Consider the following 24,064-nt stretch of genomic DNA (forward strand, 5'->3'; position numbering starts at 1 on the left):
CGCGCTGAAGCGCATCGGTGACGCGGTCAGTGTGATCACCGACATGAACCTGCAGATCGCCAGCGCCGCCGAGGAACAGAGCGCGGTGGCCGAGGAGATCAACCGCAACGTAGCGGGGATTCGCGATGTGACCGAGTCGCTGTCCAGTCAGGCGCAGGAGTCGGCGCAGGTGAGTCAGTCGCTGAACAAGCTGGCCAACCATCAGCAGGGGTTGATGGATCAGTTCCGGGTTTGACGCTTAGCCTCGGTGCGCGGGCTTTCCCCTCACCCCAGCCCTCTCCCGAAGGGAGAGGGGGTAGTCCACGGTCAGCGATAAGCTAGTCGCTCTTCCTGCACCATCGTCATCAGGTTAACGCCGATCCTTCAGCGTACTCCGGACAGTCCCCTCTCCCCTTGGGAAAGGGTTAGGGATAGGTCTGACCCGGGCACAGACCTATCCCGTAGGAGCGGACTCCGTCCGCGAGCCGCCGGCAATACCGGTGCCGGATCAGGTTCGCGAGCAAGCTCGCTCCTACAGGGGAACACCGGCGCGCTATTCGTAGGGCCGAGGGGACGCCCAGTCCTTGCTCACGAACCGCACGGCACAAACCCCAATCGCGGACGGAGTCCGCTCCTACGAAAGCCGTCTCACACCGCGCGGCGCGGCAACTCCACCACCACCCGCAATCCGCCCAGTTCGCTACCTTCCAACCTCAGGCTGCCACCGCAAGCCGCCGCAATATCCCGCGCGATGCCCAACCCCAGGCCATGCCCCGCGACCTGCTCATCCAGCCGCGTGCCGCGCTCCAGCACACTTTCACGCTGGTCCTCGGCAATTCCGGGACCATCATCATCCACGCTCAGCAGATAGCTATCGGCGCCCTTCTCCACCGTCAGCCGGACTTGAGCATCCGCCCACTTGCTGGCGTTATCCAGCAGGTTGCCGAGCATCTCCAGCAGGTCCTCGCGGTCGAACGGCAAGCGCAGACCGGGCGCCGCCTTCCATTCGATGCCCAGGTGTTCGCCGTGGATCAGCCTGAGCATCTCGCACAGACTGGGCAGCTCGGCATCGCAGTCGAAATGCGCGCCGGGCAATGCTTCACCCACCAGTCGCGCGCGCCCCAGCTCGCGGGCCAGGCGCTGTTCGATCTGCTCCAGTTGCTCCTGCAGCACGCGACGCAACTGCGGGTGCTCGCGCACCTCATCGCGATCAGCGAGGCTGATCAACACCGCCAGGGGAGTCTTCAGTGCATGGCCAAGATTGCCCAACGCGTTGCGCGAGCGGCGCAGGGTGTCTTCGGTATGCTGCAGCAGGTGGTTGACCTGGTCCACCAGCGGTTCCAGCTCCTGCGGCACCTGCCGGTCCAGCTGGCTGCGCTGCCCTTCCTGCAGCTGCGCGATCTGCTGGCGTACGCGCTCCAGCGGGCGCAATGCGCGGCGGACGGTGAAGCCCTGGAAAATCAGGATCAGCAGCAACGCCATAGCACCGGCGCCCAGGCCGATATTGCGCAGGCGATTGAAGCTCTTGAGGATCGGCGTGTAATCCTGCGCCACGACAATCTTCAACTGCTTGCCATAGCGTTTGTAGTCGCCGCGAAAGACCAGCAGACGCTGCCCCTCCGGGCCTTTTTCCAGCGCCTGGACCAGGCCCTTGCGCTCAGGCAGTTCCAACTCACGGTCCCACAACGAACGGGAACGCCAGGTCACGTCATCGAAGCGGACAACGAAATAGCGCCCGGAGAACAGCCGCTCATAAACGGCGTCCACCCGCTGGTCATCCAGCTGCAGGCCGGCCGGGCCACGCATGATGCCCACCAGCAGGCTTTCCGCCTCGTCCTGCAGGCCATCGGCGAGATAGCGGCGCAGGCCCTGGTCGAACAGCCACAGCCCGGTCTGCGCCAGCACCAGGCCGACCACCACCAGCACCACGCCAAGCCCGATGCCGAGCCGGCGCTGGATCGACATCAACGGGCGGCTCCGCCGGCAGTGCCGGTGAAGCGGTAGCCCTGGCCACGGCGGGTCTCGATGATCTCCCGGCCGAGCTTGCGGCGCAGGTGATTGATGTGCACCTCGATGACGTTGGAATCGCGCTCGGTCTCGCCGTCATAGAGGTGCTCGGCGAGGTGGGACTTCGACAGCAGCTGGCCGGGGTGCAGCATGAAATAGCGCAGCAGGCGGAACTCGGCGGAGGTCAGGTCGACATCCTTGCCACCCTGCTGTGCGCACTGCCGCGCCTCGTCCAGCGTCAGCCCCGCCACTTCCAGCTGACTCTGGTTGGCCAGCCCGCGGGCCCGGCGCAGCAGCGCCTGGATGCGCAGCAGCAGCTCTTCGGGATGGAAAGGCTTGGTGAGGTAGTCGTCGGCGCCGGCCTTCAGGCCGTCGATGCGCTCGGCCCAGGAGCCCCGCGCGGTGAGGACCAGCACCGGCGTTGCCAGCCCCATGCCGCGCCATTCGCGCAGTACGTCCAGCCCCGGACGACCCGGCAGGCCGAGGTCGAGGATGATCAGGTCATAGGGCTCGCTGGCCCCCTGTACGGCGGCGTCGCGGCCGTCGGCCAGCCAGTCGACGGCGTAGCCCTGTCGCGCCAGGGTGGCCAGCAGCTCATCGGCCAGGGGGACGTGGTCTTCCACCAGCAACAGGCGCATCAGTCGTCTTCCTTATCCTTGAGGATGCGGCCGTCGCGGGCATCCAAGTCCAGTTCACGCACCACGCCCTCGGCGGTGAGCAGTTCCACCTCGTAGATATAGGTGTCGTGCTCCTTCTCCAGCTCCGCCTCCAGCAACCTGGAGCCGGGATAGAGCCTCTGGGCGATGGGCAGGATTTCCTCGAACGGGCGGATCACCCCTTCGCGGCTCAACCGCAGGGCCTCGTCCTGGCTCAGGTCGTGTGCCTGCGCAACACCGGCCGACAGGGCAAGCGCGATGGCCAGCAGGGCTGCGCGCGGCAAATCGATCTTCATCAGTCGTCCTGGCGATCCTTGATGATTGCGCCGTTCACCGCATCGAGTTCGACATCCCATTTGACGCCCTGTGCGTCCTTGATATCGACCTTGTAGCGGTAGCGGCCATGTTCCAGTTCAAGTTCGCTATCGTACACCGATCCGCCCGGATGCTTGCCCAGGGCGGCCTGGTTGAGGGCTTCGAAATCGCGGATGGTGCCGGCATCGCGCAGGCGCAGCGCCTCGTCAGGACCGATGTCGTGGGCCATCGCCGCGTCGACCCCGAGCAGCAGCACAGTGGCGGCAGTCAGGAGGATCAGCGGTTTCATGGGTAAACACCTCGTCTGGATGGGCAGTCTCCCCAGACTAAGGTGAGGGACTTAATTCAAGCTGAATCGGCAAGGATCATTCACCCCGTGAACTATCCTTGCTCCCCCCATGCAGGCTCTATAATCGCCGCCTGCACCCGCGAGGCCCCGCATGACCGCCATCCAGATCAAGACCCCCGCCCTCACCCTCAAGGCCGGCCCCCGTGCCCTCAAGCGCATCCGCGAACAGGGTCTTGCCCCTGCCGATGTCGGCATCCTGCCCGGCGCCGCCGGCGGCCCGAAGGCGCTGGGCATCCAGGGCCTGGACCTGGCGCTGTTCGGCGAATGGCTGCCACGCGCGCCGCGCGAACGCTCGCTGATCGGCGCCTCCATCGGCTCCTGGCGCTTCGCCAGCGCCTGCCTGCCAGACCCGGCCGAAGGCATCCGCCGCCTCGGTGAGCTCTATACCCAGCAGCGCTTCGCCCGCAACGCGAGCATCACCGACGTCTCGAAAAGTTGCGCGAAGATGCTCGACGACCTCCTCGACGGCCGTGACGCCAGCGTGCTCGACAATCCCTGGTACCGCCTCAACGTGGTAGTGGTGAAGAGCCACGGCCGCCTCGCGCAGGATGGCAAAGCCAGCCTCGGCCTCGGGCTGGGCGCGGTGATCCGCGACAACCTGGTGGGCCGCCGTCACCTGCACCGGCACTTCGAACGGCTGATCATCCACGACGCGCGCCGTGCGCCACCGCTGGAACCGTTGTCGGATTTCCCCTCGCGCTACCTGCACCTGGACCTGGCCAACCTGCGTCACGCCCTGCTCGCCTCCGGCTCGATCCCGATGGTGATGGAAGGCGTGCGCGACATTCCCGGCGCCGGCCCCGGCACCTACCGTGACGGCGGCCTGCTCGACTATCACCTCGACCTGCCCTACCTGCCCGAAGGAGTAGTGCTCTACCCGCACTTCACCGACAAGGTGATCCCCGGCTGGTTCGACAAGGGCCTGCCCTGGCGTCGTGGCGACGCCGACCGCCTGCAGGACGTGCTACTGCTCGCGCCGTCGAAGGAGTACCTGGCGCGCCTGCCGCACAGCAAGCTGCCGGACCGCAAGGACTTTCACCGCTACCTGGGCGACGACGCCGGCCGCGAGCGCTACTGGCACAAGGCGATGGACGAAAGCCGGCGGATGGGCGACGAGTTCCTTGAACTGGTAGACACGGGCCGACTGGGTGAACGTCTGCTGCCGCTGACATAATCGGCGCGACCCGCGCACTCGAAAGGAACTCTCCATGCGTCTTCTACCTTCCCTCCTACTCACCGCTCTCATGCTGGCCTCCGTCGGCGCGCACGCCGCCCTCGATGCCACGGCACAACGGGAAATCACCCAGCTGCTGGACTTCGTCGAGCACAGCGACTGCCGCTTCATCCGCAACGGCAGCGAGTACCCGGGCAGCGAGGCCCGCGTACACCTGCAGAAGAAGCTCGACTACCTGGAGAACAAGGACCTGGTGAGCAGCACCGAAGACTTCATCGAGCGCGCCGCCAGCAAGAGCAGCATGAGCGGCAAGCCCTACCAGGTCAGTTGCTCGGGCGCCAAGCAGGACACCGCCACCTGGTTGAACACCGAGCTCAAGCGCCTGCGGCAGGCGCAATAAGTTCCGTCGGGCGGATACGACCGGCTTACACCAGGTTCGCGAGCTTGCTCGCGAACCGTTCTATCCCGGCTGCCCATCCACCCGTGGCTGCCAGAACATCGGCCCGTAGTGCCAGGCGAACAGCAGGAAGGCCACCACCCAGCAGGCCGCCGCCAGGCTCAGGCCTTGCATCGGCAACCACAGCACCAGCACGACCCGGCACAGCCCCCCCAGGTTCAGCAGCGCGAACGCCCAGCCCATGACCTTCGGCGGTTGCAGCGCACGCCCCGTGTGGCCAAGGCTGACGCGGGCGATCATCGCCAGGATCAGGCCGCCCACACCCCCGACCGTCAACGCGTGAATCGGCAGGCTCGGCGCGAACGGCGCACCGAAGCTCCACGCCGCCATGCCCGCCGGGGCCACCATCATCCACAGATAGGCCAGGTGCAACGACCACAGCAGCGGTACGCCCCAGATGCCCTTGTCCCGCCAGCGCCACAGGCGGATCAGGTGGCCCACGGCGAGCACCGTGAACAGCAAGCCCAGCAGCGGCTGCGGCACCAGGCCGAAGCCGGCCGCCGTCAGTACGGCCACCAGCATCGTGCCGACCAGCAGCAGATTGTCCAGCCAGGGCCAGGCCGGCACCTGTGCGGTACGACCCAGGCCACGCTGGGTGAAAAAAGGAATGACCCGCCCGCCGATCAACCCCATCAGCGCCGCCACCAGCCAGAGCGCGGCCAGTACCCCGCCGCGCTGCCAATCCTCATGGCCGCTCCAGAGACCCAGCATCACCTGCGCATCGGCCAGCGTGAGCAGCGTCAGCACGGCGATCACCGGGTAGTTGCGCACCTGCTTCACCTGCCACAGGCTGCGCCCGACGAAGAACGCCAGCGCCGGCAGGAATGCCAGCTCCAGTGGCGCGACCAGCCACAGCGGTGCGCCGCCGAGCCAGCCGAGCCGCGCCGCCAGCCAGATAGCCGCCAGGATCATCAGCGGGCGTCCGCTGACGCCGGGCCGGCCGGTCCAGGTCTGCACAGCGGTCAGCAGAAAGCCAGCGATGATGGCGCTGGCGAATCCGAAGAGCATTTCATGGCGGTGCCAGGCCAGCCAGCCACCCAGCGGCTCCCAGGCTGGCAGTACACCTAGCAGCACCGCCGCCCAGGCAGCGATACCGACCAGCGCGAACAACGCGCCGCCGAGGAAGAACGGGCGGAAACCCAGGCGCCACAGCGCCGGAATGGTCAACAGGGCCTTTCGATCAACCAGCAACACAGCATGCCTCCCAGCCTTCCTTGCGCATCTGATGCTGGGCGATGAGCCGCAGCACATAGCCCAGCTTCAGCGATGTAGGACCGAGGATGGTGAGCGCGTGGGACGCGACGATTGCCGGCAGCGAGAGCCCGGCATCGACGACGTAAGCTCCGGTGATGCCCACCAGCAACAGCGCAAACCCGCTGCCGAGCAAACTCGACGACATCACCAGGTTCCGTCTGGGGCAAGCGAAAAGACTTTCCATCACACACCTCCTCGGTTGAACCGGCCCGCGAGCGGGCCGGGTGTCTCAGCTTCAGGCCTCCAGCACGCTGGCCGGGCCGAAGAACTCGTAGTGGGTTTGCTGCTCGGGCACGCCGAGCTCGCGCAGATGACGCTTCACCTGGGCCATGAAGGGCTTGGGCCCGAGGAAGTAGGCGTCCAGGTCACGGTCGGCCGGCAGCCACTGCCCCAGCAGGTCGCGACTGAGGAAGCCTTCGGCGTGCATCTCGTCCTGCTCGCGCGGTTCGCTGTAGCAGAAGTAGTGCAGCAGGTGCGGATGGGCCTCGGATTGCGCCTCGATCAAGTCGCGGAAAGCATGCACGCCGCCATGACGGGCGCAGTGGATGAAATGCACCTCACGACCGCTGTCCAGGGCCTGCTTGAGCATCGCCAGCGCCGGAGTGATGCCCACGCCGGCGGTGATCAGCGCCAGCGGCTTGTCGCCGTCGCGCAGGAAGAAATCGCCGGCCGGCGGGAACAGGTCGATCTCGTCACCCACCTTCATCTCGTCGTGCAGGTGGTTGGAGACCTTGCCCTCCGCCTCGCGCTTCACGCTGATGCGGTACTCGCGGCCGTTGGGCGCATCGGAGAGCGAATAGGTCCGGCGCAGTTCCTCACCGTCCAGTTCCAGGCGCAGGCCGATGTACTGGCCGGGCTGGAAGTCCAGCAGCTCGCCACCATCCACCGGCTGGAAGTAGAAGGAGGTGATCTCCTCGCTCTCGACTTCCTTGCGGGCAATACGGAAGCGCCGCGCTCCACGCCAGCCGCCGGGCTGCTCGGCGTTCTGCTGGTACACCGATTCCTCGGCGCCGATGAGGATGTCAGCCAGTTGGCCATAGGCGGCGGCCCAGGCATCGATCACCGCCTGGGTGGCGATTTCCTCACCGAGCACTTCGCGGATCGCGCGCAGCAGGCAGCTGCCGACGATCGGGTAGTGCTCCGGCAGGATCTGCAGCGCGGCATGCTTGTTGACGATCTTCGCCACCAGCGGACCGAGCTGTTCCAGCTCGTCGATGTGGCGGGCATACATCAGGACACCGTTGGCCAGGGCGCGTGGCTGGTCGCCGGACGCCTGGTGCGCCTGGTTGAACAACGGGCGCACCTCGGGGTATTCGCTCAGCATCATCTTGTAGAAGTGCTGGGTCAGCGCCTCGCCGCCAGTCTCCAGCAGAGGGACGGTCGCCTTGACCAGGGTACGGTGTTCGTTGGACAGCATCGGTATCTCCTCGGGTTGGCCAGGTAGAGAGTGGTCTGCCTGTGCTTTCTGCCAGAGGTATTTCAGAAAGCGTGCCAACCCTGCAGCCCAGTATTTCCGCGACCTTTGGAAATTAGTGAGTCATAATGACCACCACCTTCATAAGTCATAATGACTCCAATGAGGTCAAAATGACCCGAAACCCGTTGCTGGCCACCCTGCTCCCGCTCGTGGCCGACCTCTCCCGCGAGCTGCCCGACAGCGAACGCTATCGACGCCTGCTGGAAGCGCTACGCCAATTGCTGCCCTGCGATGCCACCGCCCTGTTGCGCCTGGAAGGCGACCAACTGGTGCCGCTGGCGGTGGACGGGCTCAGCCCCGACACCCTCGGCCGCCGCTTCAAGATCAATGAGCACCCGCGCCTGCGCGTCCTCCTCGAACACCCCGGCCCGACCCGCTTCGCCGCCGACTGCGGCCTGCCGGACCCGTACGATGGCCTGGTGGAAGGCCTGCATGGCCATCTGGAAGTGCACGACTGTCTGGGCTGCCCGCTGTTCCTCGACGAGCAGCCCTGGGGCTTGCTGACCCTCGACGCCCTCGACCCGGAACGCTTCTCCACGGGCGACCTGGACAATCTGGAAGCCTTCGCCAGCCTCGCCGCCGCCACGGTGAAGGCCAGCCAGCGCATGCTCGACCTCGCCCTGCGCGCCGAGCACGAGCAACAGCGCGCCGATGCCTACCAGCGCGCCTCCGGCGACCAGCCGCGGGAGCTGATCGGTCAGAGCAAGGCGCACCAGGCACTGATGAACGAAATCCAGTTGGTGGCCGGCAGCGACCTGAGCGTGCTGATCACCGGCGAGACCGGCGTGGGCAAGGAGCTAGTGGCGCAATCAATCCACGCCAACTCCCTGCGTCGCGGGCAGCCACTGGTCAGCCTGAACTGCGCGGCACTGCCGGAAACCCTGGTGGAAAGCGAACTGTTCGGCCACGTACGCGGCGCCTTCTCCGGCGCAGTGGGCGAGCGACGCGGCAAGTTCGAACTGGCCGATGGCGGCACGCTGTTCCTCGACGAGGTCGGCGAGCTGCCGCTGGCGATCCAGGCCAAGCTGCTGCGCGTGCTGCAGAGCGGACAACTACAGCGGGTGGGCTCGGACCGCGAGCACCACGTCGACGTGCGCCTGATCGCCGCCACCAACCGCGACCTCGCCGAGGAGGTACGCGCCGGGCGTTTCCGCGCCGACCTCTATCACCGCCTGAGCGTCTACCCACTGCGGGTGCCGCCGTTGCGCGAGCGCAGCAACGACGTGCTGCTGCTGGCCGGCTACTTCCTCGAAGAGAACCGCCCGCGCCTGGGCCTGCGCAGCCTGCGCCTGACCCGCGAGGCCCAGGCCGCCCTGCTCGACTACGGCTGGCCGGGCAACGTGCGCGAGCTGGAACACCTGATCGGGCGCGCCTCGCTCAAGGCGCTGGCAAACCATCCGCAGCGCTCGCGCATCCTCAGCCTCGGCCTGGACGACCTCGGGCTGGAACAGCAGAAACAGCCGCCCCCCGGCGTTGCCGCCGTCGCGGACAGCGCCCCTGAGGCCGGCCCGGAGGGCGAACTGCGCCCGGCGGTCGACGCCTTCCAGCGCCGCATGATCAGCCACAGCCTGGAACGCCATGACGGCAACTGGGCGGCGGTTGCCCGCGAGCTGGGGCTGGATCGCGCCAACCTCAATCGCCTGGCAAAGCGACTGGCGATCAGGTGAGCCACTGGCCGGAACGTCCGGCCCGGCTCACGCGTTGGTGATAGACTAAGTGCCCATTTTCCGGCCGGCCCGTCTCCGGGCCGGCGATGTCCTAGAGCGCACCACCGTGGAATTGTTCAAAGAGTTCACCTTCGAAGCCGCCCATCGCCTGCCCCACGTACCTGCCGGACACCAGTGCGGCCGCCTGCATGGCCACTCCTTCCGGGCCGCCATCTACATCGAGGGTGAGGTCGACCCGTATACCGGCTGGATTCGCGACTTCGCCGAGATCAAGCAGATCTTCAAACCGATCTACGACCAGCTCGATCACAACTACCTGAACGAGATTCCGGGGCTGGAAAACCCCACCAGCGAGAACCTATGCCGCTGGATCTGGCAACAGCTCAAACCGCTGCTGCCGGAGCTGTCCAAGGTGCGGGTACACGAGACCTGCACCAGTGGTTGCGAGTATCGCGGGGACTGATCCAGCGCCTACGACCGCTGATCGCGGACAGAGTCCGCTCCTACGGGATCCGATGCCCGTGCGATAGCCAAAAAACAAAGGCCCCTTTCGGGGCCTTTGTCGTTTGCGGTCTCAGCGCGAGGCCTTGCGGCGCAATGCCGAGGGGCTGAAGTTGGAGTCGTCCGGGGCCGCCTGGCTGAAGTCGGCGGTGCCGGGCTCCTCGTTGTCCAGCCACTGGATGCTGTAGCGATGGGCCTGGAGGTCGTGGAAGGTGTCCAGTGCTGTCCACACCATCGGCTGCTCGTAGAAGCTCTTCAGGTAGGCCTGGGACACGCGCCACAGCTCGCCACGGCCATCATACTGGTCCACCACGGCGGCGCCCCAGCTGTCCTCGTCGAGGTAGAGGGTGCGGCGCGAGTAGATGTGCCGCGCGCCAGGCTTGAGCTTGCCGTCCACCACCCAGACGCGGTGCAGTTCGTAGCGGGTGTACTTGGGATTGATGTGGCCGGGGGTGAGCAGGTCCTTGTACTTAACCTCCGGGCTGGTCACCTGGTAGTTGTTGTAGGGAATGTAGATTTCCTTCTTGCCCACCAGGGTCCAGTCGTAGCGGTCCGGCGCGCCGTTGTACATGTCGGTGTCGTCGGCGGTGCGCAGGCCATCGGAGTCTTCGATCGGGGTGTCGTAGGCCAGGGTCGGTGCGCGACGCACGCGGCGCTGACCGGGGTTGTAGCCCCAGGCCTGACGCGGCTCCTTGACCTGGTCGAGAGTCTCCTGCACCAGCGCGCCGTTACCGGCCAGGCGCGCCGGGGCGGTGGTGAAGGTCATGTAGTAGAACAGCGTGTTGCCGAGCTTGTCGTAGCTGCCCTTGGGATCGTAGAAGCGGAACAGCGCCTCGTCCTGGGAAGTCACCAGCGAGTAGGCGCCATTGCGCTGCACGCCGGCCTGGGAAGAGCGGCGCACGATGTAGGTGCCGCGGTAGCGGGCGATGTGGTTCCACACCGCTTCCACGCCGCTCTGCGGGATGGGGAACGGCACGCCGCCATAGGCATCGGAGAAGCCGTTGCCGCCCTCCACCAGTTTGGCGCTGGTGGCGTTCTTGAAGATGTTGTCGTAGATCCACTGCGGCGCCGAGCCGGTGCGGTGGCTCGGGTAGACCGGCATCTGGAAGCTGTCCGGATAGGCGTTGAACAGCGCGATCTGCCCCGCTGTCAGGTTGGCCTTGTACTGGTCCAGGTTGGCCTTGGTGATGACGAACTGCGGCTTCTCCCCGGCGAAGGGATCGACGTGGTGCGCGCCCGGCCCCTTGTAGCCGGCCGGCGCGGAGGTCAGGCCGCCCGTCCAGGCGGGGATGGTGCCCGCGGCGTTGCCGGCTTTCTCCGCACCCATCGGGGTGAGGCTGCTCTTGAGTTTGGCCGCCTGGTCAGCCGAAACCGCTGCGCGCGCATCGGTCACGGCGAGTGCCACCAGGGTCGCAAGGACGATCAGGGAACTCTTCTTGTACATGGTTCTCTCCGGATCAGAACGAGTATTTCGCCGTGACCGAGACGTTGTCCCGATCACGCATGGAGTTGCTGGAGCCGGCGCCGTAATAGCTGGTGTACTGGGTGCCGACTTCGAAGGTGTTCAGGTAGCTGGCGTCGATGCCGAGGGTGTAGGCCTTGCGCCCCTCGATGAAGTTGCCGGTACGGTCGGAGTTGCCGCTGAAATCCTCCTGGTAGACAACGTAGGGCGAGAGCTTCACCCCAGCGTAGACATCGTTCCAGCTGCCGGTCAGCAGCAGGGTGTAGCCGTAACTGTCGCGGTCGATCTGCACGTCGTCGCCGTTGCCGCCGACATAGGCCTTGTCCTGGGCGCCGACGAACTTGCGTTCACTGCCGTCCCAGGCGGTGTACTTGAGGCTGCTGCCGCGGATGTGCTCGGAGGCCAGTTCGGCCACGCCGGTCATGGAGTCGAAGGACAGGTGCGGGCCGAGGTTGTAGATAGTCGACAGCGAGACGTTGTAGGTCTCGGCCCGCTCGTAGTTCTCGAACAGGCTGCCACGGCACAGCTGCTTGCCGGCCACCGGCGCACAGGCCTGGTTGGCGGGGACGCCGGCGTCGAACAGGTTGGTCCGGCCGAGCACGCCCTGGGTCAAGAGGTCGCCGAGCAGGTCATCGGTGGCGGAGATGCTGATCGGCATGTTCGGCCGGTAGGCGATCTCACCGGACACCGAGGCGTCGCCCAGGGTGGTGTTGAAGCTGAAGCCGTACATGCGGATGTCTTCGACGTAGTCGCGGCGCGCCTCGGCGTTGCTGGCCATGTCCAGCGTCGACAGGCCCGGCACCGCCTCGCCCAGGCCCAGCGGGCCGAGCAGCGAGTTCAGCGCGGCGACATCGACACCCTGGTAGTTGCGCAGGTCGACGGCGATCTGCGGCTCCTTGGAGTGGTAGTTGACGAAGTAGAAGCCGAACTCGGTGGAGTTCAGCTCTTCGGCGATGTAGCGGAAGGCCACGCCGAACTGGCCGTCGTCACGGGCATCGATGTCCTTGCCGACGTTGGCGACCTTGAAGGTCCCGGTGTTCGGGTCGAGGAAGGCATTGGGGCCGTGCGGGCCATTGCCCAGCAGGCCAAGGGAAGCCACGGTCGGGTAGCCGGCCAGCAGCTCCTTGATCAGCGGGTTGTCCTCGGTGGTGTAGGCGGTGTTGCCGCCGTCGCTGAACAGGTCGGTATCGGAGAAGTAGGTGCCCACCGAGTCCAGCCGGGTTTCCTTCCACTTCCACTGGTAGAAGGTCTCCATCGACAGATCGTCGGTCAGGCCGAAGTTGAAGCTCAGCGCCTCCACCGGCACCAGCACTTCCTTGAGCTCCGAGCCCGGCAGGTGGAAGCGCGCAGCGTCCACCGGGTTGATGGTGTTCACCCCGCCCCGGTAGAACACGCCCTCGCCCCAGTTCAGCACCTGTCGGCCGACGCGACCGGTGAGCGGGTGTTCGGCGACGTCCCAGCTGCCGGACAGGTAGGCGTCCAGCAGCTCGGCCTTGCGGCCGGCGATGTGCCGGGTGTCTTCGGTGAAGTGATCGTCCTGGGGATAGGACTGGCTGGGCCGCACCACGCCGTCGGTGGTGTCGTAGTAGTCGTTGCGCTTGTCCATGATCTGCGTGTCGTAATACGCGGTGCCACGCATGAACAGGCCGTAGTTCTGGTATTTGGCCGACAGGTCCGAGGTGAGTTTGAACACCTGGGAGACCAGCCCGGTATCGAAGTTACGGTTGCCGTCGTCGGCGTTGATGTCCGAGATGTTGCTCTTGTCGCGGCCCTGCACGCGCCACATCGCGCCGTAGGACAGGGTGCTGTCCAGGGAGCCGGTGATCTCGTTGTCGGCCAGCTTGAACTCCAGCGCCTGCGCCGAGCCCGCGACCAGCAGCGGCAAGAGCCCCATCACCGCGCCCGCGCGCCGGGGCGCCCAGAAAATGGACGAACGTCCCCCCAACTGACTGTTCATAGACAGCATTACCTCCTTGACGGCCAAGATTTATTGCCCAGTCGTTGCAACCGGTGCTGTTTTTATTCGTCTCTCGGCTGCTGATCGCCCGGCTCCTGCCGGACCACCACGCAGTAATTCGCCTGCTGGAGCGCTTGCGGTCGCTCACGGTACCCCTGTCGATTCTGGCTGCACGCACTGAGTTGGCACTATCGTGCAGGCAAAGTAACAAACTGTGTCCCGCCTGCCAATCCGAAGGATGCAATCCGCTCTTTTTCGTACGCAAAGAAAAGCCCGGCCTATAGCCGGGCTTTTTCACACAACGTGACTTACTCGACGGTGAAGGTCTTTTCCGCCAGCAGGCGATCACCCTGGAACACCATGAAGCGCCATTGCCCCTGCACCACCTCGTGGTTCTCGGTGAACTGGTAGGCCATCACGTCGGTCGGCGCACCGACCACCAGCTTCTGCACCACCTCGAACTTGTCGTGGTGCTGGCCGTCCGGAGTGACCACGCCGGGGGTGAAGTAGATCAGGGTCAGCGGAGCATCGCCTTCCTGCTTGCCGCTGAGCTGGTAGCGCAGGCCGAACTTGGTGCCCAGCTTGGCCGGTACGCGGGTCGTGGACTCGAGCTGCTCCTGGCTGCTGGTCAGCACGCGCTCGCCCGGCTGGTAATCCTTGTAGTTGCTGACGAAGACGCCGTACTCGACCGGGCCGGTGACACGCACTTCGGCAAAGGCCGAGGACGCGAAGGCGGAAACCAGGGTGAGGGCCAGGGCCGCTGGCAGGCGGGAAATGGACATGTCGCGCTCCTTGTTGGGGACCGCGCGAGGCTATGACATCGGCGTGACAGGCTGATGACAGACAGCGTACTGACCCGAATCGGGTCGGGCGGGCAGCGAGCGTCTATCATGCCCAGATCAGACCTGCTGGAAACCTCCATGAGCGACTCCCTGCTGAGCATCCGCCCGCGCGCCGAAGACGTCGAAGGCGTTCCCATCCTCCGCCCGCTGCCGTCCGCGCAATGCCGCAGCGTCGGCCCCTTCGTGTTCTTCGACCATATGCTCGAGGCCACCTTCGCCCCTGAGCACGGCATGGACATCCGGCAGCACCCGCATATCGGCCTGTCCACCCTCACCTACCTGTTCGAGGGCCAGGTGCAGCACAAGGACAGCCTTGGCTCCGACCAGCTCGTGCTGCCCGGTGACGTCAGCTGGATGACTGCCGGGCGCGGCGTCGCCCACGTCGAACGCACGCCGCAGACGCTGCGCCACGACGGCTCGCGCCTGCACGGCCTGCAGGTCTGGCTGGCGTTGCCGCGCGAGCAGGAAGGCTGCGAGCCCAGCTACAGCCACCACCCTGCCGCCAGCCTGCCGGAAAGCGACGCCCTGGGCGTGCGCATCCGCATGATCGCAGGCCAGGGCTTCTGCCTCGAATCGCCCGTCCCGGTGCTCTCGCCGACCCTTTATGCCGAGCTGACACTCAGCGCCGGCGCCACCCTGGCGATTCCCGACGAACACCCGCAACGCGCGCTGTACCTGATCGAGGGCGAGGCCCTGCTCGACGACGAGCCGCTGCCGCTGCACGGGCTGCTGGTGCTGCCCGAAGGCGTCACCTTCACCCTCTCCGCCTGCACCGACTGCCGTGCGGTGATCATCGGCGGTGCGCCGCTGGATGGACCGCGGCGGATGAACTGGAACTTCGTCGCCAGCGACCCGGCGCTGATCGACAGCGCCCGCGCCCGCTGGTCTGCCCGCGACTGGCCGACCGTGCCGGGCGAACGGGAACGCATCGAACTGCCGCGCTGAGCGCACCCTCTCCCCGGCCCAAGGAGTCCGCGATGGACCAATCGCACGCCAACCCCCACACCAGCGCCCTGACCGTGCTGACCCTGCTGTTCTTCATGTGGGGGCTGATCACCTCGCTGAACGACATCCTCGTGCCGCACCTCAAGGCGGTGTTCACCCTGTCCTACGTGGAGGCCTCGCTGATCCAGTTCTGCTTCTTCGGCGCCTACTTCATCATGTCCTTCCCATCCGGGCGGCTGGTGGAAAAGGTCGGCTACAAGAGCGGGATCATCGTCGGCCTGGCCACTGCAGGAGTCGGCTGCCTGCTGTTCTATCCGGCAGCGGGCGCGCAGTCCTACCCGTTCTTCCTCGCCGCGCTGTTCATCCTGGCCTCGGGCATCACCCTGCTGCAGGTCGCGGCCAACCCCTACGTGAACGTACTCGGGCCGGCGGCCACCGCCGCCAGCCGGCTGAACCTCACCCAGGCGTTCAACTCCCTCGGCACCACGGTCGGCCCGCTGGTGGGCTCGGTGACCATCCTCGCCATCGGTGCCGGCGCCGCCTCGCAGATCGGCAGCTCCGCCGCCAGCGAAGCCGATTCGGTGAAGACGCCCTACCTGGTGCTGGCCGGCCTGCTGTTCGCCATCGCCCTGCTGATCGCACTGTTCCGCCTGCCGAAGATCCATCACGGCGAGCCCAGCGACGGCGCCGCGGCGGGCAAGCACTCGCTGCTCGCCCATCGCCACCTGATCTTCGGGGTGATCGCGATCTTCGCCTACGTCGGCGCCGAGGTCTCCATCGGCAGCTACCTGGTGAGCCTGATGGGCCAGCCGGACATCGCCGGGCTGCCCGCCGAACATGCCGGCAAGTACCTGTCGTTCTACTGGGGCGGCGCCATGGTCGGCCGCTTCGTCGGCAGCGTCCTGATGCGCACGATTCCGGCCAACCGCATGCTGGCCTTCAACGCCCTGGTGATCACCCTGCTGATCGCCGTGGCGCTGAGCGTTGGCGGGCATGTGGCGATGTGGTCGCTGATCCTGATCGGGCTGTTCAACTCGATCATGTTCCCGACCATCTTCTCCCTCGCCCTGGAGGGCCTGGGCAACCTCACCAGCAAGGGCTCCGGCCTGCTCTGCATGGCCATCGTCGGCGGCGCCGTGATGCCACTGGTGCAGGCCTTCTTCGCCGACCGCATCGGCCTGCTGCATTCCTTCGCCATTCCGCTGCTGTGCTACCTGTACATCGTCTGGTTCGGCGCCAAGGGCTACCGCGCCGATGAGCGCGCTACGCAGCGCACGGCCAACGCGCCCTGAGCGATTCTACGAAGAGCAAGAAAAAACGCCGCGCCTCCAAGGGGGGCGCGGCGTTTTCGTTCACCTGGGAATTTCAGCCGCCGAAGCGCTCATCCAGCAGATCGAACATCGCGGCGAACGCGCGGCGCGACACCTTGGCGTCGTACTGCATGGTGCCCGGCACCTGGGCATGTGGATCGGTGAAGGAATGCGCGGCGCCACCGTAGCTGGTCAGCGCCCAGTCGACGCCGGCGTCGGTCATCTCCTTGGCAAAGGCGCCCAGTTGCTCGCGCGGCACCAGCGGATCGATGGCACCGTCGAGCACCAGGACCGAGCCCTTGATGTTCTTCGCATCGGCCGGGTTCGGCGTATCGAGGGTGCCGTGGAAAGACACCGCCGCCGCCAGGGCTGCGCCGTCACGGGCCAGCTCCAGGGCGCAACAGCCGCCGAAGCAGAAGCCGAAGGTGGCCACCTTCGCGCTATCCAACGGGGCCTTGCCGGCCTGGTCCAGCAGCGCCTTGAGCGAGGCCTGCATGCGCTTGCGCAGCAGCGCGCGGTCGTTCTTCAGCGGCATCATGGCGGCGCCCGCCTGCTCCGCGCCGTTGGGCCGTACGGCCTTGCCGTAGAGGTCGGCCACCAGCACCACATAGCCACGCTCGGCGACCTGGCGGGCGACGTCCAGCGCACCCTGGCTGACGCCCATCCAGTTCGGCGCCATCAGCAGCCCCGGACGCGCCGCCGAGCTGGCGGCATCGAACACCAGCTGACCTTCGAATGACTGGCCGTCGACGCTGTAGGCGACGGGCTGCACGCTGATCTGACTCATTGGGGTATCCCCTTGTTGAAGAAGAGTAGCGGGTACAGAAAAGCACAAAGCCCGCCGAAGCGGGCTTTGTCTGGATCAGGCGGAGAGTTCCACCAACAGCTTGTTCAGGCGGCGAACATAGGCCGCCGGGTCCTTCAGGCTGTCCCCCGCGGCCAGTGCGGCCTGATCGAAGAGGATGTGGGCCAGCTCGCCGAAGCGGTCTTCGTCAGGCTCGGCATCCAGCTTCTCGATCAGCGGGTGGGCCGGGTTGAACTCGAAGATCGGCTTGGAATCCGGCACCTTCTGTCCGCTGGCCTCGAGGATCTGGCGCATCTGCAGGCCCAGGTCCTGCTCACCGATGGCGAGGATCGCCGGCGAGTCGGTCAGACGATGGGACACGCGCACCTCGGCGACTTCATCGCCCAGCGCGGTCTTCAGGCGCTCAGTCAGGCCCTCTTTGGCCTTGGCGACTTCTTCCTGGGCCTTCTTGTCCTCTTCCGAGTCCAGGCTGCCCAGGTCCAGGTCGCCGCGGGCGACGTCGACGAACTGCTTGCCGTCGAACTCCGGCAGGTAGCTCATCAGCCACTCGTCGATGCGGTCGGTGAGCAGCAGCACTTCGATGCCTTTCTTACGGAAGACTTCCAGGTGCGGGCTGTTCTTCACCTGGGCGAAGGTCTCGCCGGTGAGGTAGTAGATCTTGTCCTGGCCTTCCTTCATGCGGCCGATGTAGTCGGCCAGGGAAACGCTCTGCTCGCCGCTCTCGTCGCTGATGGAGGAGAAGCGCAACAGGCCGGCGATCTTGTCCTTGTTGGCGAAGTCCTCGGCGGGGCCTTCCTTCAGCACCTGGCCGAAGTTCTTCCAGAAGCCCTTGTAGGCCTCGGCGTCGTTGCTCGCCAGCTTCTCCAGCATGTCCAGGGAGCGCTTGGTCAGCGCCGACTTCATCGAATCGACGATGGGGCCGGACTGCAGGATCTCGCGGGAGACGTTCAGCGACAGGTCGTTGGAGTCCACCACGCCCTTGATGAAGCGCAGGTAGAGCGGCAGGAACTGGTCGGCCTGGTCCATGATGAACACGCGCTGCACGTACAGTTTCAGGCCGCGCGGGGCCTCGCGGTGGTACAGGTCGAACGGCGCGCGCGCCGGGACGTAGAGCAGCGAGGTGTATTCGAGCTTGCCTTCGACCTTGTTGTGGCTCCAGGTCAGCGGGTTCTCGAAGTCATGGGCGATGTGCTTGTAGAACTCCTGGTACTCCTCGTCCTTCACCTCGGTGCGCGGACGGGTCCACAGGGCGCTGGCACGGTTGACCACTTCCCACTCGGCTTCCGCCGGCTGTTCTTCGCCGTGGTGCTCCTTGGGCAGCTCGATGGGCAGCGCGATATGGTCGGAGTACTTCTTGACGATGTTGCGCAGGCGCCAACCGTCGGCGAACTCGTCTTCGCCATCCTTCAGGTGCAGGACGATTCGGGTGCCACGGCCGGCCTTCTCGACGGTGGAGACCTCGAAGTCACCCTCGCCTTTCGACGACCAGTGCACGCCTTCGCTGGCCGGCGCGCCGGCGCGCCGGGTGAAGACGTCCACTTTATCGGCGACGATGAAGGCGCTGTAGAAGCCCACGCCGAACTGGCCGATCAGGTGGGAATCCTTCTTCTGGTCGCCAGAGAGGTTCTTCAGGAAGTCGGCGGTGCCGGACTTGGCGATGGTGCCCAGGTGCGCGATGACTTCCTCGCGGCTCATGCCGATGCCGTTGTCTTCGAGGGTGACGGTCTTGGCGTCCTTGTCGAAGCTCACACGGATCTTCAGCTCGGCGCCGCCTTCGAGCAGGTCAGGCTTGGCCAGGGCCTCGAAGCGCAGCTTGTCGGCGGCGTCGGAGGCGTTGGAAATCAGTTCGCGAAGGAAGATTTCCTTGTTCGAATACAGGGAATGGATCATCAGGTGAAGCAGCTGCTTCACTTCGGTCTGGAAGCCCAGTGTTTCTTTTTGAGTCTCCACGCTCATTATTTCTCGCTCCGAGGATGACAAATGCCGCGTCGTGCGGCCGATGTCAGCGAGATGGGGGCTTCCTGAACGAATTCAAGGGTTTGCCCCGAAGACTCAACGCGCGAGCAATTCGATGCTGACCACTTCGCTGGGACGCAGGACGTAGCTCGCCTCCCCCGCGCCGCTCAGGCTGTGGCGAATGACCAGGCGACCGTCGGCATCCAGGCCGATGAAAACCCCTTCGGCTGTACGTCCCTGTTCGGTCTGGACGCGCATGCTGCGGTTGGCGAAGCGCGCGGGCGCGGCCTGCAGGCGCTGCACCGAAATCAACCCGATCTCCGGTGCCGCCGCTGGCTGGCCGGCCGTCGGCTCGACAGTCTGGGCCTTTGGCTGCGCCGGGGCCGGCGCAGGATTGTCGACCAGATGCGGATATTTGTCGCCCTTCACGCCCCACCCCCGGGTGGCGCTCCTGGTCAAGGTGAGCGACAGCGTCTGCGGTTCGCCACTGACACTGAAGCTGACGGGCACCTCCAGCACCGGCCGCAGGGTATCCAGCCGGGGCAGTCTGGCCAGTTCTATATCGCGCCGGGCGAAGCGCCGCTGCAGGTAATCGCGCACCACATAGGCCAGGGTGTCCTGGGAGTCGACGCGGGTATCCACCTGCCCGTCGCGGTAGCGCAGGTGATTGGTGTACAGCTCGATCTTCCCGCTCAGGGTGGTGCGCATCTGTGCGGGGAGCACCAGGTGGAAGACGCCAACCATGCGGTTGGGCGCCTCCGGTTGCAGATCCAGATGCAGGCTGTAACCGCGCGCGAAGCGCACGGCCTCGGGCAGGTCCTGGCCAGGCGCCAGCCAGCTGATCTCGACCTCCGGCAAGGTGCCGGAATCGTTGGGCAGCACATCCAGCCGCAGGGGCCCTTCGACCGCCGCGGGCAAATGAATGCGCACTTCGCGGTGCGCGTAGAAGTCCTGGCCTTCCCGCAGGCTCAGTATCCCGTCGATCAACTCGGCCTGCTCGGGCGCGAAGGGCTTGCCGTTCAGTTCACCGCGCAACTGGATGGCCAGCTCCGGCTTGGCGACCGCTTCGGGCCGCAACCAGTCGAGGCGCAGAATGGCCTCCAGACGCTCGCTGTCGTGGGCCGCCAGCAGCGTCAGGCCGACCACCAGCGGGACGCAGCCCAGGCCGCCGAGCGCCACCGCAGGCCGTGCCTGCGTCCAGTGGCGCAGCACGAACACCAGCGCCAACGGCGGCAGTAGGCTGGCGATTCCCCAGAACAGGCTGCGGCTGAAGGCCCGGCTGATCAGCCAGACGTAGCCGGCGAGGATCAGCAACAGACCAAGCAGGATCAGCAGCGTGTCCATTCAGGCGCCGTCGACCTTGAAGTGAGCTCGCGCGGTGGCGATGGGTTCGGCGCGGGTGGTCTGCCAGGCGGTGATCGCCACGTTGGCCACCCGCCGCCCCTGTCGCCAGACCTGGCATTGCGCGTAGGTATCGCGGAAATGCCCGGCACGCAGGTAGTCGATGGAGAAGTCGATGATCTTGGGCATGTGCGGAATGCCCATGAACATCAGCAGCTGCAGCAACGCGGAGTGCTCCATGAAGCCGGCGATGACGCCGCCGTGCAACGCGGGCAGTGTCGGGTTGCCGATGTTGTCGGGGTTGGCCGGCAGGTGGAAGATCGCGTCGTCGCCCAGGCGCAGGCAGCGGATGCCGATCAGCCTGGCGTAGGGGATCGACTCGATCAGCCCGTCGTAATTCTTGCTCTCGTGGGCTGCGCGCACCAGCTGCTCGATGTTCGGCGTGCTCATGCGGAGGCCTCCCCGTCGACACTGCGCTTCACGCTACCGGCGGAAACCGCCTTGCCCATGCGCATGAAGGTGCCGACGACATGGGCGATTGGCTCGGACGGGTCGTCCTGGTAGGCAATGCCACGGGTGAAGATGATGTTCGGGGTGACGCGGTAGCACTCGGCGAAACCGAACACGTCCTTGCCGGGCTCGGCCGGGTGCATGTAGTCGATGCGCAGGTCCAGGGTCGGGCAGATCTCGAATTGCGGCAGCACGCAGACGGTGGAGATGCCGCAAGTGGTGTCCATCAGCGTGGTGATCGCCCCACCGTGAATGACGCCGGTTTCCGGATTGCCGACGATGGCTTCGCTGTACGGCAGGCGCAGCGTCAGGCCGGAGGCATCGGCGGCATGGGCGCTGATGCCCAGCAACTGGCAGTGGCGCAGCGCCGAGAGAAAGCGCTGGGCGCGCTCAAGAATGGGGTTTTCACTCATGGAGTGGAGGACCGAATGACTGCACGGGCCCGCATCATACCCCGTCCCCGCCACACCTACAGTGATGAAAACCTACGCTGTAGGAATATTCATTGAACTTATTCGAAGGGCGCGTGCTCAAAGGGCTATCACCAGGAAAGCCGCACATGGAGGCTCTACATGAAAAAAACCCTTCCCCTCGCTCTGATGCTGATCGCCGGTCTGGGCCTTGCCGCCTGCGGTAAGAAAGAAGAGCCCAAAGCTCCGGCAGCGCCCGCCGCTACTGAGCAACCGGCCACCCCGGCACCGACGACTCCGCCGGCGCCCGAAGCCGCCCCGGCTGCACCGGCAGCCCCGGCTACCGCGCCGCAGCAGCCCGCAGGCGAAGAGCAGAAGCAGCAGTAAGCCGCTTCTCGCGCTGCACAGCACAAGGCCCGCATTCGCGGGCCTTGTCGCATCCGGCGTCAGCTCAGGCCGGGATATCGTCCTCAAGCGGTGAGTCCGCCTGCGGCGTCGGCGTGTAGACCATCACGTGCAGCACGCGGGAATGGAATTCGCGCTGGTACAGCACTCCCACTACGCCGGCGGTCACCAGCATGAAGATCAGCGGGTTGATGAACCAGGCGAGCATCGCCAGGCCGAAGTAGTAGGTACGCAGGCCCTGGTTGAACTGATGCGCCGCCAGCGACACCACACGCGCCGCGCGCTCGGCGTACAACTTGCGCTCCTGCTCGCCCACGCTGCGCTCCCCCACCATCGGCGCGGAAGCCACCAGCACGGCGGCGAAGTTGTATTGCCGCATGCACCAGCTGAAGGTGAAGAAGGCATACACGAACACCACCGCCAGGCAGAGCAGCTTCAACTCCGACAGTCCGCGGGTCGGCGGCGCCACGAACGGCAGGTCGGCCAACACCGAGATGGTGCGCTCGGCGGAGCCCAGCAGGGTAAGGATGCCGGCGAGGATGATCAGTGTGCTGGAGGCGAAGAACGAGGCATTGCGCTCCAGGTTGCCGATCACGCTGGCGTCGGCCACGCGGTTGTCGCGCAGCAACAGGCGGCGCATCCAGTCCTGGCGGTAGAGGTGCAGCACGCTGGCCAGGCAGGCGGTGTCGCGGGCCTTGGCCTTGGCATAGCGGGTGTAGCCGATCCAGCAGACGAGGAACCAGAGGATGGCGAACAGGTTCCACAGGTACTGGATATCGAACAGATCGACGACGTCGGTCATGCTTGTCCTTGCGCGAAGTTTTGAAGGAATACGCGGCGGATAGACGCCAGATATGCGGAGAAAGACACGGCGAGTGATCCTGTAGGAGCGAGCTCGCTCCTACAGGATGCAGACATGAAAAAGGCCGCCTTGTGGGCGGCCTTTTTCGTTGGTGCGTCTGGCGTCAGGCCATCGCTTCCTGGGGCTTGCCCAGCCGGCGATCGAGCACTGCCATCGCGGCCAGCATGACCACCGACGGGATCAACCAGGCGAGGCCCTGTTCGGCCAGCGGCAGATGTTCCATCCAGCCCGGCATCCAGGCGTCGAGCTTGGCGCCCTTCAGCGCGTCGATGATGCCGAAGACGAAGGAGATCACCATCACCGGAGCGACGATGCGGGTCTGCGAACGCCACAGGCTGGCACAGAAGCTCAGCGCCACCAGCACGATGCACGGCGGGTAGATGGCCGTCAGCACGGGAATCGAGAACTGGATGAGCTTGGTCAGGCCCAGGTTCGACACCAGCAGCGAGAAGGCCGCGAGGATGACCACCAGACTGCGGTAGGACAGCGGCAGGATGCGGCAGAAGTACTCGGCGCAGGCGCAGGTCAGGCCCACGGCGGTAACGAGGCAGGCCAGCGCGATCAGCACGGCCAGGAAGGTGCTGCCCAGCGAGCCGAAGGTGTGCTGCACATAGGCGTGCAGGACGGCAGCGCCGTTGCTGGCGCCGGCGGCGATGTCATGGCTGCCTGCGCCCAGGCGGAACAGGCTGATGTACACCAGCGCAAGGCCTACACCAGCAATCAGGCCGGCGATGATGGCGTAGCGGGTGATCAGGCGCGGCGACTGCACGCCACGGGAACGGATCGCGTTGACGATGACGATGCCGAAGACCAGCGCGCCGAGAGTGTCCATGGTCAGGTAGCCGTTGACGAAGCCCTGGGAGAACGCGGCGGCCTGGTAGGCCGGCTCCGCGCTGCCGATGGGGCCGGCGGGCAGCATGAAGGCAGCGATGCCGAGGGCGGCCAGGGCGATGATCTTCAGCGGCGCGAGGAAGCGGCCGACGGTATCCAGCAGCTTGCCGGGATACAGCGAGATCACCAGCACGACGAGGAAGTACACCAGGCTATAGAGGAACAGCGGCAGCGCGCCCTCCCCGGTCAGCGGCGCCAGGCCCACTTCGAAGGACACGGTGGCGGTACGCGGGGTGGCGAACAGCGGCCCGACCGACAGGTAGCAGGCGGCCGCCAGCAGCCCACCGGCGATGCGGCCGATGGGATGGCTGAGGGTGTCCATCGCCCCGCCAACCTTGGCCAGCGCCACGACGGTGATCACCGGCAGGCCGACCGCGGTGATCAGGAAGCCGAGCGCCGCCATCCACACGTGCGGACCGGACTGCAGACCGACGATGGGCGGGAAGATGATGTTGCCCGCCCCGACGAACAGGGCGAAGGTCATAAAACCAAGTGCCAGGATGTCCTGGCCTTTCAAGACGTTCATGAAGGG

24 protein-coding genes and 1 pseudogene are annotated in these 24,064 nt (G+C 65.9%); 8 read left to right on the top strand and 17 right to left on the bottom strand.

Annotation, left to right across the window (positions count from 1 at the left end; genetic code table 11):
* Nucleotides 1-235 (top strand): annotated as a pseudogene (locus ACNFBT_RS21015) (chemotaxis protein); the annotation flags it as partial.
* A 392-nt stretch (nucleotides 236-627) separates the two neighbouring features.
* Here the strand turns inward: ACNFBT_RS21015 and ACNFBT_RS21020 are convergent.
* Genes ACNFBT_RS21020 through ACNFBT_RS21035 form a run of 4 tightly spaced genes read right to left on the bottom strand, consistent with a single transcriptional unit; the run spans nucleotide 628 to nucleotide 3,246 of the window.
* Nucleotides 628-1,947, bottom strand: a complete 1,320-nt coding sequence (locus tag ACNFBT_RS21020) for a sensor histidine kinase (RefSeq protein WP_416752671.1) — start codon at nucleotides 1,945-1,947, stop codon at nucleotides 628-630.
* Nucleotides 1,944-2,624, bottom strand: coding sequence for a response regulator transcription factor (locus ACNFBT_RS21025; protein ID WP_416752673.1), 681 nt, complete (start codon nucleotides 2,622-2,624; stop codon nucleotides 1,944-1,946). The genes ACNFBT_RS21020 and ACNFBT_RS21025 overlap by 4 nt, the downstream gene beginning before the upstream one ends.
* Entirely contained in the window at nucleotides 2,624-2,938 is a 315-nt protein-coding gene (locus ACNFBT_RS21030; protein WP_416752675.1) for a PepSY domain-containing protein, read from the bottom strand. Before ACNFBT_RS21030 ends, ACNFBT_RS21025 begins: the two co-directional genes overlap by 1 nt.
* Nucleotides 2,938-3,246 carry a PepSY domain-containing protein gene (locus ACNFBT_RS21035; RefSeq protein WP_416752677.1) on the bottom strand — a complete coding sequence of 103 codons (309 nt, stop codon included), beginning with the start codon at nucleotides 3,244-3,246 and terminating at the stop codon, nucleotides 2,938-2,940. The genes ACNFBT_RS21030 and ACNFBT_RS21035 overlap by 1 nt, the downstream gene beginning before the upstream one ends.
* 151 nt (nucleotides 3,247-3,397) lie before the next feature.
* Here ACNFBT_RS21035 and ACNFBT_RS21040 point away from each other — a divergent pair, with 151 nt between their 5' ends.
* Both ACNFBT_RS21040 and ACNFBT_RS21045 read left to right on the top strand, forming a co-directional pair.
* The gene (locus ACNFBT_RS21040; RefSeq protein WP_416752679.1) at nucleotides 3,398-4,480 is read left to right on the top strand and encodes a patatin-like phospholipase family protein; all 1,083 of its coding nucleotides are present in this window, start codon (nucleotides 3,398-3,400) and stop codon (nucleotides 4,478-4,480) included.
* 34 nt (nucleotides 4,481-4,514) lie between these two features.
* Nucleotides 4,515-4,880 (top strand): DUF5329 domain-containing protein, encoded by a 366-nt coding sequence (locus ACNFBT_RS21045; RefSeq protein WP_416752682.1) that lies wholly within the window; start codon nucleotides 4,515-4,517, stop codon nucleotides 4,878-4,880.
* Between the two features lie 60 nt (nucleotides 4,881-4,940).
* On the opposite strand, the gene ACNFBT_RS21050 is transcribed toward ACNFBT_RS21045, so the two are convergent.
* The 3 genes from ACNFBT_RS21050 to hmpA are packed head-to-tail and all read right to left on the bottom strand — an operon-like array spanning nucleotide 4,941 to nucleotide 7,608.
* A complete protein-coding gene (locus ACNFBT_RS21050; RefSeq protein WP_416752683.1) occupies nucleotides 4,941-6,131 on the bottom strand; it encodes an NnrS family protein in 1,191 nt (396 codons plus the stop codon).
* On the bottom strand, nucleotides 6,118-6,375 hold the full coding sequence (locus ACNFBT_RS21055) for a transmembrane sensor/regulator PpyR (RefSeq protein WP_416752684.1): 258 nt from the start codon (nucleotides 6,373-6,375) through the stop codon (nucleotides 6,118-6,120). Before ACNFBT_RS21055 ends, ACNFBT_RS21050 begins: the two co-directional genes overlap by 14 nt.
* Before the next feature lie 51 nt (nucleotides 6,376-6,426).
* Entirely contained in the window at nucleotides 6,427-7,608 is a 1,182-nt protein-coding gene (gene hmpA / locus ACNFBT_RS21060; RefSeq protein ID WP_416752685.1) for an NO-inducible flavohemoprotein, read from the bottom strand.
* 170 nt (nucleotides 7,609-7,778) lie between these two features.
* Between hmpA and norR the strand changes: the two genes are divergently transcribed.
* Both norR and queD read left to right on the top strand, forming a co-directional pair.
* Nucleotides 7,779-9,335 carry a nitric oxide reductase transcriptional regulator NorR gene (gene norR, locus ACNFBT_RS21065; protein WP_416752686.1) on the top strand — a complete coding sequence of 519 codons (1,557 nt, stop codon included), beginning with the start codon at nucleotides 7,779-7,781 and terminating at the stop codon, nucleotides 9,333-9,335.
* 106 nt (nucleotides 9,336-9,441) lie between these two features.
* Entirely contained in the window at nucleotides 9,442-9,798 is a 357-nt protein-coding gene (queD, locus tag ACNFBT_RS21070) for a 6-carboxytetrahydropterin synthase QueD (protein ID WP_275611404.1), read from the top strand.
* A gap of 111 nt (nucleotides 9,799-9,909) precedes the next feature.
* On the opposite strand, the gene ACNFBT_RS21075 is transcribed toward queD, so the two are convergent.
* The 3 genes from ACNFBT_RS21075 to ACNFBT_RS21085 all read right to left on the bottom strand — a co-directional run bounded on the left by ACNFBT_RS21075 (nucleotide 9,910) and on the right by ACNFBT_RS21085 (nucleotide 14,037).
* Entirely contained in the window at nucleotides 9,910-11,280 is a 1,371-nt protein-coding gene (locus tag ACNFBT_RS21075; protein WP_416752687.1) for a DUF1329 domain-containing protein, read from the bottom strand.
* A gap of 13 nt (nucleotides 11,281-11,293) precedes the next feature.
* Nucleotides 11,294-13,255: a DUF1302 domain-containing protein gene (locus tag ACNFBT_RS21080; RefSeq protein ID WP_416752688.1), complete on the bottom strand. Its 1,962-nt coding sequence runs from the start codon at nucleotides 13,253-13,255 to the stop codon at nucleotides 11,294-11,296.
* A gap of 308 nt (nucleotides 13,256-13,563) precedes the next feature.
* The gene (locus ACNFBT_RS21085) at nucleotides 13,564-14,037 is read right to left on the bottom strand and encodes a DUF3859 domain-containing protein (protein WP_416752689.1); all 474 of its coding nucleotides are present in this window, start codon (nucleotides 14,035-14,037) and stop codon (nucleotides 13,564-13,566) included.
* Nucleotides 14,038-14,175: 138 nt separating this feature from the next.
* Between ACNFBT_RS21085 and ACNFBT_RS21090 the strand changes: the two genes are divergently transcribed.
* Both ACNFBT_RS21090 and ACNFBT_RS21095 read left to right on the top strand, forming a co-directional pair.
* Complete coding sequence (locus ACNFBT_RS21090; protein WP_416752927.1) at nucleotides 14,176-15,042, top strand: pirin family protein; 867 nt, start codon at nucleotides 14,176-14,178, stop codon at nucleotides 15,040-15,042.
* A gap of 32 nt (nucleotides 15,043-15,074) precedes the next feature.
* Nucleotides 15,075-16,334 (top strand): sugar MFS transporter, encoded by a 1,260-nt coding sequence (locus tag ACNFBT_RS21095; RefSeq protein ID WP_416752690.1) that lies wholly within the window; start codon nucleotides 15,075-15,077, stop codon nucleotides 16,332-16,334.
* 73 nt (nucleotides 16,335-16,407) lie between these two features.
* Here the strand turns inward: ACNFBT_RS21095 and ACNFBT_RS21100 are convergent, their stop codons facing one another.
* From ACNFBT_RS21100 to ACNFBT_RS21120, 5 genes are all read right to left on the bottom strand, one after another.
* Nucleotides 16,408-17,139, bottom strand: coding sequence for a dienelactone hydrolase family protein (locus ACNFBT_RS21100; protein WP_416752691.1), 732 nt, complete (start codon nucleotides 17,137-17,139; stop codon nucleotides 16,408-16,410).
* Between the two features lie 75 nt (nucleotides 17,140-17,214).
* Entirely contained in the window at nucleotides 17,215-19,113 is a 1,899-nt protein-coding gene (gene htpG / locus ACNFBT_RS21105; protein WP_416752692.1) for a molecular chaperone HtpG, read from the bottom strand.
* Nucleotides 19,114-19,209: 96 nt separating this feature from the next.
* Nucleotides 19,210-20,457, bottom strand: coding sequence for an MFS transporter (locus ACNFBT_RS21110; RefSeq protein ID WP_416752693.1), 1,248 nt, complete (start codon nucleotides 20,455-20,457; stop codon nucleotides 19,210-19,212).
* Nucleotides 20,458-20,904, bottom strand: a complete 447-nt coding sequence (locus tag ACNFBT_RS21115) for a PaaI family thioesterase (RefSeq protein ID WP_416752694.1) — start codon at nucleotides 20,902-20,904, stop codon at nucleotides 20,458-20,460.
* The gene (locus ACNFBT_RS21120; RefSeq protein ID WP_416752695.1) at nucleotides 20,901-21,377 is read right to left on the bottom strand and encodes a PaaI family thioesterase; all 477 of its coding nucleotides are present in this window, start codon (nucleotides 21,375-21,377) and stop codon (nucleotides 20,901-20,903) included. The genes ACNFBT_RS21115 and ACNFBT_RS21120 overlap by 4 nt, the downstream gene beginning before the upstream one ends.
* A 159-nt stretch (nucleotides 21,378-21,536) precedes the next feature.
* On the opposite strand from ACNFBT_RS21120, the gene ACNFBT_RS21125 reads away from it, so the two are divergent.
* Nucleotides 21,537-21,761, top strand: coding sequence for a hypothetical protein (locus ACNFBT_RS21125; protein ID WP_152224160.1), 225 nt, complete (start codon nucleotides 21,537-21,539; stop codon nucleotides 21,759-21,761).
* A gap of 64 nt (nucleotides 21,762-21,825) precedes the next feature.
* Here ACNFBT_RS21125 and ACNFBT_RS21130 read toward each other — a convergent pair whose 3' ends face one another.
* Both ACNFBT_RS21130 and brnQ read right to left on the bottom strand, forming a co-directional pair.
* Nucleotides 21,826-22,581: a DUF599 domain-containing protein gene (locus ACNFBT_RS21130; RefSeq protein WP_416752696.1), complete on the bottom strand. Its 756-nt coding sequence runs from the start codon at nucleotides 22,579-22,581 to the stop codon at nucleotides 21,826-21,828.
* Between the two features lie 163 nt (nucleotides 22,582-22,744).
* Nucleotides 22,745-24,058 carry a branched-chain amino acid transport system II carrier protein gene (brnQ, locus tag ACNFBT_RS21135; protein ID WP_416752697.1) on the bottom strand — a complete coding sequence of 438 codons (1,314 nt, stop codon included), beginning with the start codon at nucleotides 24,056-24,058 and terminating at the stop codon, nucleotides 22,745-22,747.
* Between the last annotated feature and the right edge of the window lie 6 nt (nucleotides 24,059-24,064).

This window comes from Pseudomonas sp. NY15181, from assembly GCF_048068055.1.
In the GTDB taxonomy this organism is placed as follows: domain Bacteria; phylum Pseudomonadota; class Gammaproteobacteria; order Pseudomonadales; family Pseudomonadaceae; genus Pseudomonas.